This window comes from Terrirhizobium terrae, from assembly GCF_030323265.1.
Taxonomy (GTDB): domain Bacteria; phylum Pseudomonadota; class Alphaproteobacteria; order Rhizobiales; family Rhizobiaceae; genus Neorhizobium.
In genome coordinates this window covers 4,091,152-4,109,678 of sequence record NZ_CP104992.1, presented here as the reverse complement: position 1 = coordinate 4,109,678, position 18,527 = coordinate 4,091,152, and the positions used below count along the sequence as shown (strand labels likewise).

The 18,527-nt window shown below is 61.1% G+C and carries 20 protein-coding genes and 2 pseudogenes; 8 read left to right on the top strand and 14 right to left on the bottom strand.

Annotation, left to right across the window (positions count from 1 at the left end; translation table 11 throughout):
• Window positions 1-88: 88 nt before the first annotated feature.
• The 7 genes from N7E02_RS28310 to lgt form a co-directional block, all read right to left on the bottom strand.
• Window positions 89-577, bottom strand: coding sequence for a Kazal-type serine protease inhibitor domain-containing protein (locus N7E02_RS28310; RefSeq protein WP_374730673.1), 489 nt, complete (start codon window positions 575-577; stop codon window positions 89-91).
• Window positions 578-690: 113 nt separating this feature from the next.
• The gene (locus N7E02_RS28305) at window positions 691-1,623 is read right to left on the bottom strand and encodes a ribose-phosphate pyrophosphokinase (protein WP_286581163.1); all 933 of its coding nucleotides are present in this window, start codon (window positions 1,621-1,623) and stop codon (window positions 691-693) included.
• A 138-nt stretch (window positions 1,624-1,761) separates the two neighbouring features.
• A complete protein-coding gene (locus N7E02_RS28300) occupies window positions 1,762-2,523 on the bottom strand; it encodes a hypothetical protein (protein ID WP_374730672.1) in 762 nt (253 codons plus the stop codon).
• A 91-nt stretch (window positions 2,524-2,614) separates the two neighbouring features.
• A complete protein-coding gene (locus N7E02_RS28295; RefSeq protein ID WP_286581162.1) occupies window positions 2,615-3,766 on the bottom strand; it encodes a M24 family metallopeptidase in 1,152 nt (383 codons plus the stop codon).
• 1 nt (window position 3,767) lies between these two features.
• The gene (pgeF, locus tag N7E02_RS28290) at window positions 3,768-4,499 is read right to left on the bottom strand and encodes a peptidoglycan editing factor PgeF (RefSeq protein WP_286584076.1); all 732 of its coding nucleotides are present in this window, start codon (window positions 4,497-4,499) and stop codon (window positions 3,768-3,770) included.
• Window positions 4,500-4,672: 173 nt separating this feature from the next.
• Complete coding sequence (locus N7E02_RS28285) at window positions 4,673-5,749, bottom strand: class I SAM-dependent methyltransferase (protein ID WP_286584075.1); 1,077 nt, start codon at window positions 5,747-5,749, stop codon at window positions 4,673-4,675.
• 48 nt (window positions 5,750-5,797) lie between these two features.
• Window positions 5,798-6,652, bottom strand: coding sequence for a prolipoprotein diacylglyceryl transferase (gene lgt, locus N7E02_RS28280; RefSeq protein WP_286581161.1), 855 nt, complete (start codon window positions 6,650-6,652; stop codon window positions 5,798-5,800).
• A 186-nt stretch (window positions 6,653-6,838) separates the two neighbouring features.
• Between lgt and N7E02_RS28275 the strand changes: the two genes are divergently transcribed.
• From N7E02_RS28275 to N7E02_RS28260, 4 genes are all read left to right on the top strand, one after another.
• Window positions 6,839-7,099 carry an accessory factor UbiK family protein gene (locus N7E02_RS28275; protein WP_286581160.1) on the top strand — a complete coding sequence of 87 codons (261 nt, stop codon included), beginning with the start codon at window positions 6,839-6,841 and terminating at the stop codon, window positions 7,097-7,099.
• Between the two features lie 452 nt (window positions 7,100-7,551).
• Entirely contained in the window at window positions 7,552-8,052 is a 501-nt protein-coding gene (locus N7E02_RS28270; protein WP_286581159.1) for a type III secretion system chaperone family protein, read from the top strand.
• A gap of 2 nt (window positions 8,053-8,054) precedes the next feature.
• Complete coding sequence (gene proC / locus N7E02_RS28265) at window positions 8,055-8,870, top strand: pyrroline-5-carboxylate reductase (RefSeq protein ID WP_286584073.1); 816 nt, start codon at window positions 8,055-8,057, stop codon at window positions 8,868-8,870.
• Window positions 8,871-8,874: 4 nt separating this feature from the next.
• Entirely contained in the window at window positions 8,875-9,216 is a 342-nt protein-coding gene (locus N7E02_RS28260) for a tRNA-binding protein (protein WP_286581158.1), read from the top strand.
• Between the two features lie 29 nt (window positions 9,217-9,245).
• Here N7E02_RS28260 and N7E02_RS28255 read toward each other — a convergent pair whose 3' ends face one another.
• The 5 genes and pseudogenes from N7E02_RS28255 to N7E02_RS28235 all read right to left on the bottom strand — a co-directional run bounded on the left by N7E02_RS28255 (window position 9,246) and on the right by N7E02_RS28235 (window position 13,628).
• Window positions 9,246-9,671, bottom strand: a complete 426-nt coding sequence (locus N7E02_RS28255) for a GFA family protein (RefSeq protein WP_286581157.1) — start codon at window positions 9,669-9,671, stop codon at window positions 9,246-9,248.
• 185 nt (window positions 9,672-9,856) lie between these two features.
• Window positions 9,857-10,864: a Rossmann-fold NAD(P)-binding domain-containing protein gene (locus tag N7E02_RS28250; RefSeq protein WP_286581156.1), complete on the bottom strand. Its 1,008-nt coding sequence runs from the start codon at window positions 10,862-10,864 to the stop codon at window positions 9,857-9,859.
• Between the two features lie 148 nt (window positions 10,865-11,012).
• A pseudogene (locus N7E02_RS28245) lies at window positions 11,013-12,391 on the bottom strand (ATP-binding protein).
• Between the two features lie 27 nt (window positions 12,392-12,418).
• Window positions 12,419-13,115, bottom strand: a pseudogene (locus N7E02_RS28240) (response regulator).
• 9 nt (window positions 13,116-13,124) lie between these two features.
• Window positions 13,125-13,628, bottom strand: coding sequence for a MarR family winged helix-turn-helix transcriptional regulator (locus N7E02_RS28235; RefSeq protein WP_286584071.1), 504 nt, complete (start codon window positions 13,626-13,628; stop codon window positions 13,125-13,127).
• A 315-nt stretch (window positions 13,629-13,943) separates the two neighbouring features.
• Between N7E02_RS28235 and N7E02_RS28230 the strand changes: the two genes are divergently transcribed.
• On the top strand, window positions 13,944-14,129 hold the full coding sequence (locus tag N7E02_RS28230; protein ID WP_286581155.1) for a hypothetical protein: 186 nt from the start codon (window positions 13,944-13,946) through the stop codon (window positions 14,127-14,129).
• A gap of 72 nt (window positions 14,130-14,201) precedes the next feature.
• Window positions 14,202-14,849 (top strand): MBL fold metallo-hydrolase, encoded by a 648-nt coding sequence (locus tag N7E02_RS28225; RefSeq protein ID WP_286581153.1) that lies wholly within the window; start codon window positions 14,202-14,204, stop codon window positions 14,847-14,849.
• Between the two features lie 85 nt (window positions 14,850-14,934).
• Here N7E02_RS28225 and N7E02_RS28220 read toward each other — a convergent pair whose 3' ends face one another.
• Window positions 14,935-15,150: a cold-shock protein gene (locus N7E02_RS28220; RefSeq protein ID WP_046633016.1), complete on the bottom strand. Its 216-nt coding sequence runs from the start codon at window positions 15,148-15,150 to the stop codon at window positions 14,935-14,937.
• Here N7E02_RS28220 and N7E02_RS28215 point away from each other — a divergent pair.
• Together N7E02_RS28215 and N7E02_RS28210 are read left to right on the top strand one after the other, a co-directional pair.
• Window positions 15,058-15,483 (top strand): hypothetical protein, encoded by a 426-nt coding sequence (locus tag N7E02_RS28215; protein ID WP_286584120.1) that lies wholly within the window; start codon window positions 15,058-15,060, stop codon window positions 15,481-15,483. The genes N7E02_RS28220 and N7E02_RS28215 overlap by 93 nt on opposite strands.
• 450 nt (window positions 15,484-15,933) lie before the next feature.
• On the top strand, window positions 15,934-17,136 hold the full coding sequence (locus tag N7E02_RS28210) for a pyridoxal phosphate-dependent aminotransferase (RefSeq protein ID WP_286581147.1): 1,203 nt from the start codon (window positions 15,934-15,936) through the stop codon (window positions 17,134-17,136).
• Window positions 17,137-17,203: 67 nt separating this feature from the next.
• On the opposite strand, the gene N7E02_RS28205 is transcribed toward N7E02_RS28210, so the two are convergent.
• A complete protein-coding gene (locus N7E02_RS28205) occupies window positions 17,204-18,427 on the bottom strand; it encodes a PQQ-dependent sugar dehydrogenase (protein WP_286584069.1) in 1,224 nt (407 codons plus the stop codon).
• Between the last annotated feature and the right edge of the window lie 100 nt (window positions 18,428-18,527).

Sequence of the window (18,527 nt, the reverse complement as noted above, 5' to 3'; positions counted from 1 at the left end):
ATCTACATAGTCAACGGATTTGCCGAATGCAAAATGCCGGGACAGCGATCCCGGCATTTTGTTTTGGATGGCTGAGCGATTTCTTCCGTCAGCCGCGGCGGCACTCGCCGGAGGAGATTACCCCAAAGCCGGCATTGCGGGCTTCACAGGCATTCGGGAAGGTTCGCGTGCGGCCGCGGTTCTGGCCGCAGACAGGGCGATATTCGCGGGTGCAGAAGCCCTGTTCCGGGCGATCTGGCCGATCCGGTCTTCCCGGGCGGTCCCAGCCGGGTCTATCCGGCCTGTCGGGACGGCCCGGAGGCGGATATCCACCGGGGCCGCGGCATTCGCCTGGGCTGGCAACACGGAAGCCGCGGGCGCGCGCCTGGCAGGAATTGCTGAAAGTCTCGAACCGGCCGCCGCGTTCGCCGCAGACCGGACGATACTCCATCGTGCACATCTGCGGTCCGGGCTCAGGGCGCGGTGGCGGATAATATCCACCCGGGCCGGACGGCGGACCGCCCTCGACGCAGGCCGAAAGCATCGGCAGCAGGACGAGAAGCGGCAGCCTGTTGCGCTGGCTTCTAATTGAAAACATGGCGGTTCCTCTCCGGTTGATCATAGTCAGCCTAAAGCATCGGGCCGAAAATCGAAAACGACTTCCGGCCCGACGCGGTAATCTGAAACTTTGGCAGAATTGGCCTGCGCCAATCAATCGAAGAGACTGGAGACCGACGATTCCATCGATGTGCGGCTGATTGCTTCGCCGAGCAGGTTCGCCGTGGAAATGACGCGGATATTCGGCGCGGACTGAACGGCCGTCGTAGGCTGGATCGAGTCCGTGATGACCAGTTCCTTCAACTTGGACGAGGAAATACGGGTAACCGCACCACCGGAAAGCACGCCGTGGGTGATATAGGCGGTCACGCTGGTCGCGCCGTTCTTCAAGAGGGCTTCGGCGGCGTTGCAGAGCGTGCCGCCCGAGTCGACGATGTCGTCGATCAGAAGACAGTCCTTGCCTTCGACATCGCCGATGACGTTCATGACTTCCGATTCACCGGCGCGTTCGCGGCGCTTGTCGACGATCGCGAGCTGGCAATCGAGGCGCTTGGCAAGCGACCGCGCACGAACCACGCCGCCGACGTCCGGCGAGACGACCATGACGTTGTTGAGGTCGTAGTTTTCCTTCACGTCACGCGCCAGGACCGGCACGGCGTAAAGGTTGTCGGTCGGGATATCGAAAAAGCCCTGGATCTGACCGGCATGCAGATCGAGCGTCAGCACGCGATCGGCACCGGCCTCCGTGATCAGGTTCGCGACGAGCTTGGCCGAAATCGGCGTGCGCGGCCCGGCCTTGCGGTCCTGTCTCGCATAGCCGAAATAGGGAAGCACTGCCGTGATACGCTTGGCCGACGAGCGGCGAAACGCGTCGATCATGATCAGCAGTTCCATCAGATGATCGTTGGTCGGGAACGACGTGGACTGGATGACGAAGACGTCTTCCCCGCGCACGTTCTCCTGGATTTCAACGAAGATTTCCTGGTCTGCAAATCGCCTTACACTGGCTTTTCCGACTGGAACATTGAGATAACTGCAGATCGCGTCGGCCAAGTGCCGGTTCGAATTGCCTGCGAAAACCTTCATTGCGGTCCGCCTGTTTTGAAGCTGGATGGCGGCCTTTTACCGCCGCAGGTTTCGAATGCAATAGCCATTTCCATCCTGCCCACGTTTTTTATGAACGATGTGTGACTTGCGGCATAGATTCCGGCGTTCGATGACAGGCTATCCGGCCTGGGTCTGACGCCATGAGAGGTAGTCGCGGATCGTCTTGGTGGCGATCTGCTGCATGAGGGAGGGCGGAACGGCCGCCCATGGATCCGAACCTTGAGCCGGAAGAGTTTCCTGGCCCTGCATGCGGTGGAGACGGGCGCCGGCATTGTCGAGCACGTCCCAGACATAGACGATGGTGACCTTGCCGCTGTCGGCGAAGGCGGAGAAATAGCCCTTGAGGATCTGCTCCGTGCTGTTGTCGCTCGACGGGCGGATGGTTAGGCCAGAAGCCCGCGCCTCTGCGCCCAATTGTCGCGAGAGAGGCGTCACAGCCTGAACGGGCGCGCCGATGATGGGCAGGAAACGGATTGTGCCGGCGCCTCCGGCCGGCGGCTGGGCTGCGATCTGAGGCGCCGCAGGGGGCACGGTTTCATCCGAAGGCGACCGTATCGGCTGGCTCTCATTGCCCTCCCAATCCGGCGGCGGCCCCGAGGACGAGGGCGAGACTGCGTTGCCGGCCTCGAGTGCCCGCGCCTGGGCTTCCAGTGAATTCTGCGGACCGGTGGCGTAGCCTCCGGGCGATCGCTGGACCGCTGGCGGCGCATAGGTGCCGGCCATGCGATCGGTGTCTGCCTGGGTGACGGGCGTCGATGAACGTGTCGTTCCTCCGCCGACGTCGACTTGAGGCGTCAAGGCATCGGATGTGGTGCACGAGACTAGTCCGAGGGTCAGCAGCGCGGCGATGGCGATGTGAAATCTTACCGAACGCCGCACGAATCCGTCTCCTGACCAGCTTGCCCCCGTCGAGAGCTTAGAGGTCGCCTTCGATCGGAGTCAATCTCGGCGACCTCGTCGGAGCCGGTTGTCAGCAGACGATGAGATCGAGGCTGTGGCGGGAGAGTGGCTGCGGTGCTTCGCTGGTCGTCAGGTAGGTGTGGCCGAGCGTCATCGCGGTATTCGTCTCGGAATCCATGATGATCATGTGCACGAACAACGTCATGTCGGGCAGAATTTCCTGCTGGTTGCCGACATGGAACATTTGGTGCTCCATCCAGGACGGCGAGAAGCGGGCTCCGAGCGAATAACCGCAGGCATTCAGCCGGTGGCGGGAGAGGCCGCGTTCGTCGAGGATGCGCGCATGAGTGTCGAAGACATCACCGAAGACGTGACCCGGCCGCAGGACCTCCTCGATCGCCTGGATCGTTTCGAGCGAGGCCTTGTAGAGTTCGCGGTGACGGAATGTCGGTTCGCCAATGATGACGGTACGCATCATGGCGGCGTGGTAATGCGCTGACGTGCCGGCCCATTCGAGCGTCAGCTGGTCGTTCGCGTCGAGCTTGCGACGGCCCGCCTTGTAGCGGCAGAGCAGGGCATCCTCGCCGGAACCGATGATGAATTCGTTGGCGGGATAGTCGCCGCCGCCGGCAAGGATCGTGCCCTGCATCGCAGCGAGAATATCGGCTTCGTCGGCGCCGGCCTTGATCAGCGGCAGAGCCGCGTCGAGCGCGTCGTCGGCGAGTTCGGCGGCGCGGCGCGCATAGGCGATCTCGGCCGGGCTCTTTACAAGGCGCAGGCCGCTGACGATGTAGGAGGCGTCGCTCACCTGGCCGAAGGTGGCGAGCTGGTGATCGAGCAGGCGGGCGATGCGGCCGGTCATGCCGTGGGTGTCGTATTCGATGCCGATCTTCGCGCCGAGCAGATCCATCTCGCTCAAGAGGTTTTTGAGATCGAGCGTTGGGTCGGCGTTCAGCCGGTCGACCCAGATGCTGATATTCTCGATGATCGAGGTCTGGCGGGCCTGGCGAAGGTCGGCCGAGCGCGTCAGAAGCGTCATCGACCCGTCCGCCTTGACGATCAGCGTCTGGAAGAAGCAGTAGCCGAACGTGTCATAGCCGGTCAGCCAGTACATGCTTTCCTGCGCAAACAGCAGAACGGCATCGAGCTTCTGCTCCTGCATCGCGGCGAGCAGGCGGTTCATGCGGGTAGCATATTCTTCGCGTTCGAAGTGCAGGGCCATATCAATCCTCCCGGATCGCGATTGCGGAAATCTGGCGGCCGTAATCCGGCTCTCTGGCGTGGGTGGTGCGCCGATAGGAGAAGAACCTGTCGGGATCGGAATAAGTGTCGAGGCCGAGATTGGCGGCACTGATGCCGGCGTCCGTCAGGCGCTTGATCGTCAGGGACGGCAGGTCGAACATCGCGTGGCCAGGCTTTTCCGAGGGCGAAAAGAAGATCGCGTAGCCCGGATCGACCGTCTTGAAGTTTTCGATGAATTCGGGACCGACCTCATAGCTCTTCGGGCCGATCGAGGGCCCGAGCACGGCGGTGATCTTCGATCGGTCGGCGCCAAGGGTCACCATCGCCTCGATCGTATTCTCCAGCACACCGTATAGCGCGCCCTTCCAGCCGGCATGGGCGGCGCCGATGACGCCGTTTTCGGCATCGGCAAACAGCACGGGGCCGCAGTCGGCCGACAGGACGCCGAGCACAACGCCCGGAACCGTCGTGACCATCGCATCCGCTTTCGGACGCTCGCCGCTCGCGCTCTTCGAGTCGACGACAACGACGTCAGGAGAGTGGACCTGGTGGACGGTATTGAGAGTTTCGGTGCCAAGGCCGAACCACGCGGCGACACGCGCACGGTTCTCCGTCACTTTCTCCCGATCATCATCGGAGCCGACGCCGACATTCAGCCCGGCATAGATGCCTTCGGAGACGCCGCCCTTGCGGGTGAAGAAGCCATGACGGATGCGGGGGCTGCCCGCTCGTTCAGCAAATCGCTCTCAATCGGCTGCGGCAGGCCAAATCCCGGCATCGGCGTTCATCCCATTGAATTTATTTCGCAATCTACGCGAATGCTTCGGTTTCTTGTGGGGGAGATTGGCGCAAGAGGGCTCCCGCTGTCAATCCGCCGGCGGGCTCGTCAGTCCACCGGCCGGAACGGCATAAGCTTGAGCGCCGGGCTGGAGACGGCAATCACCTTGAAGAGTTCGCCCATCTTGCCCGCACCTTCGCCCGCCAGCCTGTCGACCGCGGCGGCGATCAGCCGCTGCTCGGCCGGATCCTTGTCGCGGGCAAGGGCCGAGGCGCGTTCGGCAAGGCCGAGACCGTAGAGGAATTCGCCCTGGCGCAATCCGCCGTTCAGGTGGACGCCGGCGACGAGCGCGACCTTCGCCAGATCCTCGAAATCCACATGGCTTGTAAGATCGGCTTCGCCCGGATGGGCCAGCGGCGGATCGAAGTCATGGTTCATGATCGCCTGCAGCGTATCGCCGAAGCCGGTCGCCATATGGCCATAGTCGATGATGAGCGCGGTGCCGCCCTGATGCTTGAGCCGTTCGCAGAGCGTCTGCATGACGGCCTGGCGGGCAGGGGCGAGCTCGAAGATCGTGCCGTCGGGAATACCTGCCGCCGGAGCCGGCAACAGGGACGGATCGACGGTTGCGACACCGGCGACGAAAGTCAGTTCGTCATCGGCGCCGAGCCCGACGAGGTGCTCGCGAAAGCCGGTCGGCGTCTTGACGAACTGGCGGATCGGAATGGCGTCGAACAATTCGTTGGCCGCGATCAGGCAAAAGCCTTCCGGCACTTCTTCGAAGCTGTCGTGCCAGCTGACCTTGGTCGAATAGGCCTCGAGCGTGATGCGCTGGACGCCGCGCAGGCGCTCGCTGGTTTCCACCAGATGCACGTTCAGGTCTTCGAGCAGGGCTGGTGCGATGCGCTTGATGACGCGCAGCATGTCGGCCATCATCGTGCCGCGGCCGGGGCCGACTTCGACAAGGCGCACGCCGGTCGGCTTGCCGTGCTGCTGCCAGGCATGCACCATGAAGATGCCCAGCATTTCGCCGAACAGCTGGCTGATCTCGGGCGCGGTGATGAAGTCGCCCGCCTGGCCGAAGGGTTCGCGCGTGCGATAATAACCGTATTCCGGATCGGCGAGGCAGAGCGCGAAATAGTCGGTCACGCTGATCGGCCCGTTGGCGCGGATCAGCGTCTTGATCTTCTCGGCGAGGGAGTTGGGGCGTGCGTGCTCATGACGGGTTTCGCCTCAGACGCGCGCCATGCGGGCGGCAGCGGTCTTTGCCCTGATGACGGCCCACACGCCGATTGCCACCATCGGCAGGGACAGGACCATGCCCATGGTCAGCCAGCCGGTGCCAAGCAGATAGCCGAGCTGCGCATCCGGCTCGCGGAAGAATTCGACGAAGATGCGCGAGAAGGCATAGCCGATGACGAAGACGCCGGAGATGATGCCGGGCGTGCGCAGAGCCTTGAAGCGGAAGATCAGGAGCGCCAGGACCAGAAGCAGGACGATGCCTTCGAGGCCCGCTTCATAAAGCTGGCTCGGATGGCGGGCGCCGAGGCCGCCGGTCGGAAAGACGATTGCCCAGGGCATGGTGCTCAGACGGCCCCAGAGCTCGCCATTGATGAAATTGGCGATACGGCCGAAGAGCAGGCCGATCGGCACGACGGCCGCAACGATATCGAACATGCTCCAGACCGGGATGCTGTTCTTCTTGGCGAAGAAGATCATGGCCAGCGTCGCGCCGATCAGGCCGCCATGGAAGGACATGCCGCCGTTCCAGATTTCGATGATGCGGATCGGGCTCTCGATCATGCGCGCGAAATCATAGAACAGGACATAGCCCGTGCGCCCGCCGAGCACGATGCCGGCCGCGATCCAGACGAGGAAATCGTCGAGATGCGTCTTCGTCATCGGGGCAGCGTCGCCTTTCCACAGGTCCGGTCGCTCGATCAGCTTGCGAGCATAGAACCACCCGAGCAGGATGCCCGCGACATAGGCGAGACCGTACCAGTGAATGGCCAGCGGACCGATGGAGAAGGCCACCGGATCGATGTTCGGAAACGGCAGAATGGCGAGAAGATGGAGTGCTTCGTACAAATGTAATTTCCAGGCGAGACCGTTGTGGCCGGAACATGGCCTTGGCAATTGTGGCGGTCAAGCTGGAATCGGCCGATCACCCGCCACGGCAGTGGATGGCGCTTGCAACCGAACGTTTCTAGCCCTACTTCCATTCCAATGGATATTTTGCCGGACGCTAGACGACCGGCTGCAAGGAGATGACAGATGTCGACCGGAACCAACCGCATTTTCGATGATTTCGCCCGACTGATGACGGATGCTGCAGGGGCCGCGCAGGGCGTGCGCAAGGAAGTCGAGACGGCATTTCATGCCCAGGCCGAGCGTTTCCTCAACAATATGGACATCGTCAAACGCGAAGAGTTCGAAGCCGTTCGCGAAATGGCTGCCCGCGCCCGCGACGAAAATGAGGCGCTGAAGGCCCGCATCGAGGCGCTGGAAGCCAAGCTCTCCGATCAGCAGGGCTGATTAGCGCTTCACAGACGAAGTTTGGAATCGGAAACGACCTTCCGCGGTAGCGCGGGAGGTCGTTTTGTTTTGCGCGGCAGGATTGTTCCGTTCCTGCACACCGTATTCGGTCCTTATCCAAAGAAAAGGACCCGTCTTCGAGTGAAAAATACAGCCTGTGGACATAGCCGAAAAAGCAAGTCGGCAGAGTCAGTTAAGACTCTCTTCTGATCCCGAATACGAACCCGGCAAGTGATTCCCCCACGGAAATAATGGGGTGAGGGGTAGCGACCGGAACCTGTCTAGCTACACTGATTTTAAATGATGATCTCGAAACGAACTGGTAAGCTCCAGACAGGGTGAGAGCGTTAATCTGGCGGCGTCGTAAGATCATCGGGAGTGTCGTTCCGGTTAAGTGTTCGCGTGTTGGCGTATCCGCAAATCCGCATTCATTCCGGTCAAGAAGGTGCCGCATGAGCCTCATGGAATTGGAAATTGAACGTCAGTCGAATCCGGTCGACATGATCGAATTCGTCGCTGCCTCCAACGATTGGACGTTCGAGCGATCCGGCGAGGACGAGATCGCGATGACCGTCGAGGGGCGCTGGGCAGATTATCACGTCTCGTTTTCCTGGATGGAAGACTTCGAGGCGCTCCATCTGGCCTGCGCCTTCGATCTCAAGATCCCGGACAGCCGCGTCAATGAAGTCATCCGGCTTCTCTCGCATGTGAACGGCCAGACGCTGATGGGTCATTTCGACCTGTGGCGCCAGGAAGACGTGATCATCTTCCGCCAGTCGCTGCTGCTCGCTGGTGGCGCAGAGCCGACCAACCAGCAGGTGGAAGTGCTGCTTTCGAGCGCACTCGAAGCCTGCGAGAGCTATTTCCAGGCCTTCCAGTTCGTTGTCTGGTCCGGTATGGAAGCGAAGGCGGCACTGGATGCCGTGCTGTTCGAAACCGTCGGTGAATGCTGATCATGGCCGGCGGCAAGGGAGCGATCGTTCTCGTCGGCGCCGGCAATATGGGCGGCGCCATGCTGTCAGGCTGGCTGGATAAAGGCATTGCGGGTGACCGGATCACGGTCATCGATCCGTCGCCTTCCGACGCGATGAAGGCCAAAATATCCGCCGCCGGTGCGCAGCATGTGACGGCTGCTCCTGAAGGGCTCAAAGTCGATATCCTGTTCCTCGCGGTCAAGCCGCAGATGATGGATACGGTGCTGCCGCCGCTGAAGGCGATCGTCGGTGACGATACGGTCGTCGTTTCGGTCGCAGCCGGCAAGACGCTTTCCTACATGAAGAGCCATCTGGGCGACGCGGCAATGGTCCGCGCCATGCCCAACACGCCGGCGATGATCGGCCGCGGCGTCACCGGTGCCTTTGCCAACGAAAAGGTCGCGGACGCGCAGCGTGAGGCCGTCGACGGATTGCTCAAGGTGAGCGGCCCTGTCGAATGGGTCGCGACCGAAGCCGATATCGATTCCGTCACGGCCGTGTCGGGCAGTGGCCCGGCCTATGTCTTTTATCTCGTCGAGTGCATGGCCGAGGCCGGCCGCAAGCTCGGCCTGCCGGCGGATACCGCCATGCGGCTGGCCCGCGAGACCGTCGCCGGTGCGGGCGAACTGCTCCATCAATCCACTGACGAGGCGGCGCAGCTGCGCAAGAACGTGACGTCGCCGGGCGGCACGACGGCTGCGGCACTTTCTGTGCTGATGGCGGACGGTGGCATGCAGCCGCTGTTCGACGAGGCGATTGCCGCCGCACGCAAACGGGCAGAAGAACTGGGAAGCTGAGAGCATGGCAGACGAGATCACGTTCGGCGACTTCGAGAAGGTTGATATCCGCGTCGGGACGATCATCGAAGCCGAACCCTTCCCGGAAGCGCGCAAGCCCGCCTTTAAGCTCAGAATAGACTTCGGGCCGGAGATCGGCGTCAAGAAATCCTCCGCTCAGATCACCGTGCACTACACGCTGGAGTCGCTTATTGGTCGCCAGGTCCTCGGCGTCGTCAATTTCCCGCCACGCCAGATCGGCCCGGTGCGTTCGGAAGTCCTCACCCTCGGCTTCGAGGACGAGAACGGCGCTATCGTTCTCGCCGCCGTCGAGCAAGGCGTGCCGAACGGCCGCAAGATGATGTGAGCGGCTGAGAGCTGCTCTGAAACCTCATCTCACGTCGTCGGATCGAACCTCAGAATCCCGGCGATCCTTGATGTGGAACCGGTATCGGACGGATGCGAGACGCCGTCCACGACCTGAACCTCCGCAAAGTCGAACGGGCTTACGCCCTCGATACAGGCGACGTTTATGCCGAATTGGTTCGGATTCGAGCGGCGCTGGTGATGGGTGTAGATGCCGCAGGTCTTGCAGAAATAGTGTTTCGCGGTGCCGGTGTTGAATTGATAGAGCGTGAGATTGTTTTCGCCCCCGATGAATTCGATATCGGCAAGCTCGGCCGAGGCGGCGATGGCGCCGCGCATCCGGCAAAAGGAACAGGTGCAACGGCGGATCGTGTTGAACTCATCCGCAAGCCTGACCCGGAACCTGACCGAACCGCAGTGGCAGGCCGCATTATGCTGGTGTCTTTCGCCGCTCATTTTTGGTCCACCTCAAGTTTTCCCGCAATCATCCATACCGACCCTAAGGCCAGCGACGGCTGATGACCAGCATGGCGAGACAGTTCGTCGACACTTCAAAAATACTCTCAGCAGACGCTCATCCGAGTTGGACCATGTCCGTCGCACAGACATGGTCGCCGCCCGGAGAGGCGTGCACGCCATGGTCACGATGGATGCAACGCCGTAACACTCCCGCCCGCCGACTTCAGCCGAGCGAGATAGGCTTTGGGGTCGAGCACCTGGAAGGGGAAATAGAGTCCGGCAGGTGTGGGCTGATTGCCGTCCAGGCCGAGTAGCCTTTCAAGGATCATCGACGTTCCCTGTGCCGTCAGAGGTGCCGCTCCCTGAGGATGGAAGACCGCATGACGGGTACGCAACGCCTGGCCGTCACGATCTTTTCCGGTCAGTTCGATGATGATCTCCGTGGATTTCGGCTCTCCGCGGCGGCGGCTGGAACTGATGCCTGTTGCAAGATTGAATTGAACATTCGGCGCACCTGTCGCCGTTGCCAGGCCGACGACGTCGATGGAAGAGAAGCCGGATGCCTCTATCCGGGTTCCGTCGATGGCCGAGAACTCGGTCTTGGCGTCGTCGCCATCGCGCCAGATATAGGCGCCGTCCCGACGGGTAAACGCGGCCGGCATCATCTGGGACATGCGCTCGAAGTCGGCGGCAACTGCAGGCCCGCCGCCATCCTCCTCGTCCACCAGTGCGCCGATGACGATGTCGCTAACGCTGCCGAACGCTTTTGCAATATCGAGCGTCGGGATCGTCGTGGCGCCGACAAGCCATTCGGCACCGAAGACGATCGGCGCGGCGCCAGGCTTGTGCATGAAGTTCGCGACGTCGGGGGCGATCTCGTAGATTGCTGCCGATATGCCCAGATGCGGAATGCCGCGTGCCTGCGCGAAACGAAGGCCGGCGGCGCGCTCGTCGGAGTAGAAGACTGCAACGGCGCTCACCGCGCGGTCACCGAGGCCGAGGTCATCGGCACTTGTATCGAGCGCCACGCCCTCCGCCTGACCAATCTCGCGGGCGGCTTTCTCGCTTTTCTCCAGATCGCGCCCGCCTATCAATAGCGGTATCTCGGGATGTACCGCATGAAGCGCTTTTGCAGTCTGGCGTCCTATTGCACCTGAACCGCCCATGAAAAGAATAGGGTCAATCGACATGGCCTGTGTCCTCTTCCTGCTTGGTAACCCATCAGTGGTCGGCCCCTATAGCTGGCGCGCCACCGGTCGCTTTTCAACCAGAGGGCGGAGAAGACGAGATTCAATGAGGCCCTCGTGCAGCAACCGACGCGGCGATCGCGATAGATCCTTAGGCCGGAATACGCACCACTGCTCTCAATCCTCCACTTGGGCTTTCCCCAAGTGTGACGTTGCCGCCATGGGCACGGGCGATGTCGCGGGCGATCGCGAGGCCGAGGCCGGTGCCGGAGGCGTCGAGATTGCGTGCCTCGTCGAGCCTGTAGAAGGGCTTGAACACTTCCTCGCGCGACGCCTCTGGAATGCCGGGGCCGTCGTCATCCAGTGTCAGAGTCAGCCATTTGGCGCTGTGGCGGGCGTTGATGTGAAGCGTCTTGGCGTAGCGCTCGCTGTTGGACACAAGATTGGCGACGAGCCGCGTGAAGGCATTGGGGCGTACGGCGATCTCGTCTCCGCCCTCGATCTCATAGGTCAGCGGCCGACCGCGCAGTTCGAAATCGTTGCGGAAGCGCTCAAGCAACTCGCTGAGCCTGAGGGTGCCGAAATCCTCTTCCGACTCTCCTTTGGCGAAGGCGAGATAGCCCTCGAGCATGGACTGCATGTCGTCCACATCTTCGGTCATGCCGGACAGTTCCGGCTTGTCGCCGGCGAGCGCCAGTTGCAGCTTGAAGCGGGTGAGGATGGTGCGCAGGTCGTGGCTGATGCCCGCCAGCATGGCTGTGCGCTGTTCAAGCTGCCGTTCGATGCGTTCGCGCATCAGGATGAAGGCGAGACCCGCGCGCCGGATCTCGTCGGCGCCCTTGGGCGAAAAGCTCTCGTTCTTTTGCCCTTGCCAAAGCTCTCGGCGGCGTTCGCAAGCGAGAGGATCGGGCGGATCTGCCCGCGCAGGAAGAGGATGGAGATCAGGACGAGCACAAAGGCAGTACCGACCATCCAGACCAGGAATATGTGGGTGTTGGAGGCGTAGGTTGAGCCTCTTCTGACGAAGATGCGCAGCACCCGTTCGTCGAGCTTGATGCGAATTTCGACAAGCCGGCTGTCGCCGACCGTGTCGAGCCAGAAAGGCATGCGGATCTGCTGGGTGATCTGGTCGGACAGGATGCCGTCGAGGATCGAGAAGAAGGGCCGCGGCCGCGGTGGCGGCAACTGCCCCTGGGCCTCGACCGCGATGGTGAGGTTCAGCGCCTCGTCGGCGATCCGCGTGATGGTGTCGTAATTGGCATCCTGCGGATAGGAGCGGATGACCTCGATGATCCCTGCAATGTCACGGACGGTACCTTCCGACAGACGCTCCGTGACGATGCGCCAATGGCGCTCCATGAAAACCGCGGCGACAACCGTCTGCAGCAGCAGCATGGGCAGGATGACGATGAGCAGCGAGCGGGTGTAGAGGCCGGTCGGCAGCCTCCGGCGCAGCCAGCGTGTGAAGGGCCGCCAGCCGGGCAGGGCGACGGCCGATACATTCTGCCTCAGCGTTTCGAAAAGAGCCATTGGCGCTTCCTCTGCCGCTCCACCTTGCTAGTCGATGCTCAGACGATAGCCGATGCCGCGGACCGTCTGGAGATAGACCGGGTTTGCCGGATCCTCCTCGATCTTGCGGCGCAGGCGGTTGATCTGCACGTCGATCGTCCGTTCGCCGACATCGGAATCGTCGCCGATCAGTTCATGACGCGGGATGGTGTCGCCGGCGCGTGTGGCGAACAATAGCATGATTTCCTGCTCGCGATCGGTGAGGCGAATGGTTTCGGCCGCACGGCGCAGCTCCTTGCGGGAGATCGAGAAAGTGAACGGCCCGAAGATGACCTGCTCGATCTTCGGCGCGTCGGACGCGCTGCGGCGCAGGATGTTGTTGATGCGCAGGACGAGTTCGCGCGGGTCGAAGGGTTTTGCCAGATAATCGTCAGCCCCTGCTTCCAGTCCCTCAATACGCGCATCCGCCTCGACACGCGCCGTCAGCAGGATGACCGGGATCGTCTTCTTCTCGTAGAGCGCCTTCGTGAGCGACAGGCCGGATCTCGCCCGGCATCATGACGTCGAGAATGATCAGGTCGAAATACAGGCCTTCCAGCTTGCGCCGCGCTTCGGCTGCATCTGCGGCAATCGTCACCCGGAACCCTTGTTCCGTCAGATAGCGGTTCAACAGGTCGCGAATGCGCTTGTCGTCATCCACGATCAGAAGGTGAGGGGCGTCGTCGGATGGTGGCATCTTCGTCATTGCGGCATCCTATTCCACGTCGTCATGAACGGGCGGCAGGCTTTGATCGCGGCCGCGCATCTGCTTTAAAAACTGTTTCACGGCCTCGCGGGCTTCCGGTTTGAGGCCTTCCAGCGCATGGGCGATGCGCAGAGATTGCGGCTCAGATAGGGCAAGCGATAGTTCACGGCCAGCAAGGGTCGGATAAAGGCGCCGTTCGCGCCGGTCCTTGGCGCCCGCCATCTGCCGGATATAGCCGGCCTCGATCAGGTGCTTGAGCACACGCGACAGGCTCTGCTTGGTGATCTGCAGGATATCGAGGAGATCGCTCACCATCAGTCCGGGCTGGCGGCTGACGAAATAGACGACGCGGTGATGGGCTCGGCCCATGCCGATGCCCGCGAGAATGGCATCTGGATCGGAAATGAAGTCGCGATAGGCAAAGAAGAAAAGCTCGATCGTCTCGAAGTCTATCCGGCTCTCATCGACAGCCGGCAAGGGAGGCTGGGCTTTCCTGACGGGCTTTGCCGCCATTGCTCGAGACACGTACGGATCCTTTCTGCAGGCCAGTCTTCAAGGCTCGTCGCCGAGGGCAGTCGTTTACTGCCACCGATTGTAATCCTTCGGTCTCGATAAAGCGCGATCGGCTTGAACAATCAACAGAATTTGTTCGCAAACCGGCAACGAAACGTGATTGGAAAGCTTCGAAAACTTAACCGATCCTGCGCGGCATCCAAATGCGGAGTGCGCGTATCTTCCAAGCATTGATTGCGGGATCTCCATAACATGACGGGAACTTAGTGATGAAAAACTCATTATTACCGCCAGACAGATCGGAGAGCACCCGCCATGACCGAGACCTATTCTTCCATTCCGCCGATTACGATTGACGAACCTAAGCCGCACCCGCTGCGCGCCGTCTTTGTCACTGTCCTTACCCTGAAACTCGCAGTCTGCGCGTTTCTCATCGCCACTGCTTCGCTCGCCCCGCCGGTTGCCGCCGATGCCCGTTACATGGTCGTCGCGGCCGAATAGTTTTGACCCTAGGGCTGCATTCTTTCCCATCAGGCGCTATACCCCGCGAAACACGCGCGAAAGTCGGAGGCCATGGGAAAACTTCAAGCCGGGATCATACCCGTCACGCCCTTCCAGCAGAACTGCACCATCCTTTTTGACGACGAGACCCGCGAAGGCGTGGTGATTGATCCGGGTGGCGACGTGCCGGTAATCGAGGCTACGATCCGCGAAAACAACCTGTCGATCAAGGAAATTTGGATCACCCATGGTCATATCGACCATGCCGGGGGCGCTTCTCAGCTACGCAAGGCCCTGGGCGTCCAGGTCATCGGGCCTCATGAAGCCGACCTGCCGCTTCTGGAAAATCTGGAGATGCAGGCCCGGTCTTTCGGCGTTGCCATGGAGGCGCAAAACCTTGTGCCGGATCGCTGGCTTTGCGACGGCGATACAGTGTCCTTCGGCGGTCATGTCTTCGAGGTCTACCATTGCCCGGGCCACGCGCCGGGGCACGTGATCTTCTATAATCCGACGCAGAAATTCGCTCATCTCGGCGACGTGCTGTTCAATGGGTCGATCGGGCGCACCGATCTGCCGGGTGGCGACCATGCGACCCTGCTGGCATCCATCCGTGACAAGGTTCTGCCACTCGGGGACGATATCGGCTTTCTCTGCGGGCACGGCCCGGGCAGCCGCATCGGCGACGAACGCAGGGGCAATCCCTATCTTCAGGGGCTCTAGCTGACTTTCTCCGAAACGGGACAATGCAGGCACAAAAAAACCCGGCAAATCTGCCGGGCTTCAACTTGGGTCAAGCCTTAGGCTCTTAGCCAGAAATCTGCAGGTTAACGGCCTTTGGGCCCTTACCGCGGCGATCCGGCTCCGTGTCGAAGCTCACCTTCTGGTTTTCCGACAGACCGGACAAGCCCGATGCCTGTACGGCGGAGATATGGACGAAGATATCGGCGCCACCATTATCTGGCTTAATGAAGCCGAAGCCCTTGTCAGTATTGAAAAATTTTACAGTGCCAGTTTCGGCCATGCAGCAGGTCCTTTTCTCTCTGTCCGTGTTCAGCGGCGGACAGCACAACATTATTGCCCCGAGGGGCGGCGGCAGGCAGTTTTAAGAAAGGGTCCCTGTGTTACCGCGGCGAAAAGGAATAGCTCAAAAAAGTTGCCCCCAGTCCCCGCCCGAAGTTTTGGCGCCTTCGGATCGCATTTTTATAGGTCTTCCCATGCTCGTAAATTGCCCGAACGTCGGCAGATTGCTGTGTTTATCGAAAATTGGCAAGAAAAAGTTTTGCTACAGTGCGCCGATGGGTTGAAAATTCGAGATCGGCTGAAGGCGTTGAAACGCAAGACGTTTCGCCTTTGAGGCAATGTCCGGCTTGCAGTATATCGTCAACCATCATTGATTGTATTGGCAAATGTCCCGTTCTGGGACACCAAAGTTACAGTCGTGTCATATTGGACCGGCTGTTTTCGATGCGCTCCGACGGCAACTTAAACGACTGTAAGTGCAGGCGGCTCAGGGTATAGCCTGCGGCCCGTTGTGCCGCTCTCTCACGCTTCCAGTTGTACTTGCCGGTCGAGCATCGGAGCGATGGAAGCGGGACGTCAATTCTTTGTTCACGATGACCGGATCGGGCAGGCGAAAGCGTGCAGATGTAATCAAATTCGCCAATTCTCCGCCATCTGATCACTCACATTGATGGAAATCATTCAAGCTTTCCGCTTGAAACCGCTGGCGTCATTCGACATACAGCATGGTCGGCGGATGCGCCTGTGCCTCCGCACCGATCAACAGCCTCCAGGACCGATAGATATGGCCTTTCTTGCCGATGCCCTTTCCCGTGTGAAGCCATCCGCCACCATCGCAGTCTCGCAAAAAGCACGAGACCTGAAAGCGAAGGGCAGGGATGTGATCGGCCTCGGCGCCGGCGAGCCGGATTTCGATACGCCGGATAACGTGAAGCAGGCCGCAATCGACGCCATCAATCGCGGCGAGACCAAGTACACGCCGGTTTCCGGCATTCCAGAGCTGCGCAAGGCGATCGCGGAGAAGTTCAAGCGCGAGAACGGCCTCGACTACAAGCCGGAACAGACGATCGTCGGTACTGGCGGTAAGCAGATTCTTTTCAATGCCTTCATGGCAACTCTTAATGCAGGTGATGAAGTCATCATCCCGGCTCCCTACTGGGTTTCCTATCCGGAAATGGTAGCTTTGTGCGGCGGTACGCCGGTTCCGGTCGTCACCAAGCAGGAGAACAATTTCAAGCTGACGGCTGCCGAACTTGAAGCCGCCATCACGCCGAAGACCAAGTGGTTCCTGTTCAACTCGCCGTCCAACCCGACGGGTGCAGCCTACAGCGCCGAGGAGCTGAAGGCCCTGACCGACGTGCTCTTGAAGCACGAGCATGTCTGGGTCCTGACCGACGACATGTACGAGCACCTGACCTTCGGCGACTTCAAGTTCGCGACGCCTGTCGAGGTCGAGCCGAAGCTCTATAACCGCACGCTGACAATGAACGGCGTTTCCAAGGCCTATGCAATGACCGGCTGGCGTATCGGTTATGCCGCAGGCCCGATCGAGCTGATCAAGGCCATGGACATGATCCAGGGTCAGCAGACCTCGGGTGCGTCGTCGATCGCCCAGTGGGCTGCGGTCGAAGCGCTGAATGGTCCGCAGGACTTCGTTGCCAAGAACAAGGCGATCTTCGAAGGTCGCCGCGATCTCGTCGTCTCCATGCTGAACCAGGCGACCGGCCTCGTGTGCCCGAAGCCGGAAGGCGCCTTCTACGTTTACCCGTCCTGCGCCGGCCTGATCGGCAAGACCACGCCGACGGGCAAGGTCCTCGAAACGGACGAGGACTTCGTCTCCGAGCTACTGGAAGCAGAAGGCGTTGCCGTCGTCCACGGATCGGCTTTCGGCCTCGGCCCGAACTTCCGCATCTCCTACGCGACCTCCGAGGAGTTGCTCGAGGAAGCCTGCAAGCGCATCCAGCGCTTCTGCGCATCCTGCAAGTAAGCAGCGCGAGATACGACCAAAAAGCCCGCCGGAAACGGCGGGCTTTTTCATACGCGATAATGTTGGCTTAGGCCTTGGTGAGCTTGATGATGCTCGATTCGCCACCGCGGGTTTCCGTGACGGCATAAACGGCGCCATCCGGGCCGACCTTCACGTCACGGATGCGCGCGTCGAGATCGACGCGTTCTTCATGGGAAACCTTGTCTCCATCGAGATGGAGAACGACAACGCCCTGGCTGACAAGGCCGCCGACGAGGAAGGTGCCCTTCCATTCGGGAATGGCGTCGCCATCATAGAAAGCCATGCCGGACGGGCCGATGACCGGATCCCAGTAATAGACCGGCTGTTCGGTCTCTGCCTTTTCGGTGATCCCTTCACCGACAGCGCTGCCGCTGTATTCGACGCCATAGGTTACTTCCGGCCAGCCGTAGTTCTTGCCGGCTTGGGGAAGGTTCAACTCGTCGCCTCCCTTCGGGCCGTGCTCCACCGTCCAAAGGCGGCCTTGTCCGTCCAGCGCTGCGGATTGCATGTTGCGGTGACCGAGGCTCCAGATTTCCGGCAGGGCTTCTTCCTCGTTGACGAAGGGGTTGTCGGGCAGCGCCTTGCCGTTCATGTCGATACGGAAGACCTTGCCGAGACCGCTCGCAAGCTCTTGAGCCTGGACCCGCGGTTCTCTGTCGGAGCGCTCGCCGACAGTGACATAGAGCTCGTTGCTCGGGCCGAACACGAGGCGCGAGCCGAAATGCTTGTTGCCGTCATAGGTCGGGGTCTGGCGGAAGATGACATTGACGTTTTCCAGCTTCCCGCCGCCGTTGTCGTCGGCAACGAGTTTTGCCGAGGCGACCGACGTGCCATTGCCATCGTCGCGCGGCTCGGAGAAGGAGAAGAAGATTATGCCCGACGTCGCATAGTCGGGAGCCAGTGCCACGTCGAGCAGGCCGCCCTGTCCGCCGAACGCGACTTCCGGAACGCCCTCGATCTCAGGCCCGGCCTTACCGTCAGCAGAGATGATATGCATCTTGCCTTCCTTGGCGTTCACCAGCATCCGTCCATCCGGCAGGAATTCCATCGCCCATAGATGCGGCAGGCCTTCCGCAACCACCTCGGTGGCAATCTTCGGCATCGCGGCGGGCTGCGGCGCGCGCGTCTGGTTTTCGAAGGCAGGCTTCTGGTCGGGTGCGTTGGCGCGGCCGGTCTCGGCTGGCTGGCTGGCCGTCTGCGCGCATGCAGGGCCGGCGATTGCTGCTGCCGCAAGGATCGTGCTGGTAAGGATGAGGTTGAGGCGGTTCATCGATGCTCCCTTCGACGAGGTGTTGTGCGGTGTCGGCTTCCTGTCGGCACTGCTCGTCATGGGAGCGGGCCGGCCAGTCGCAACGAGATAGGGCGCCTCG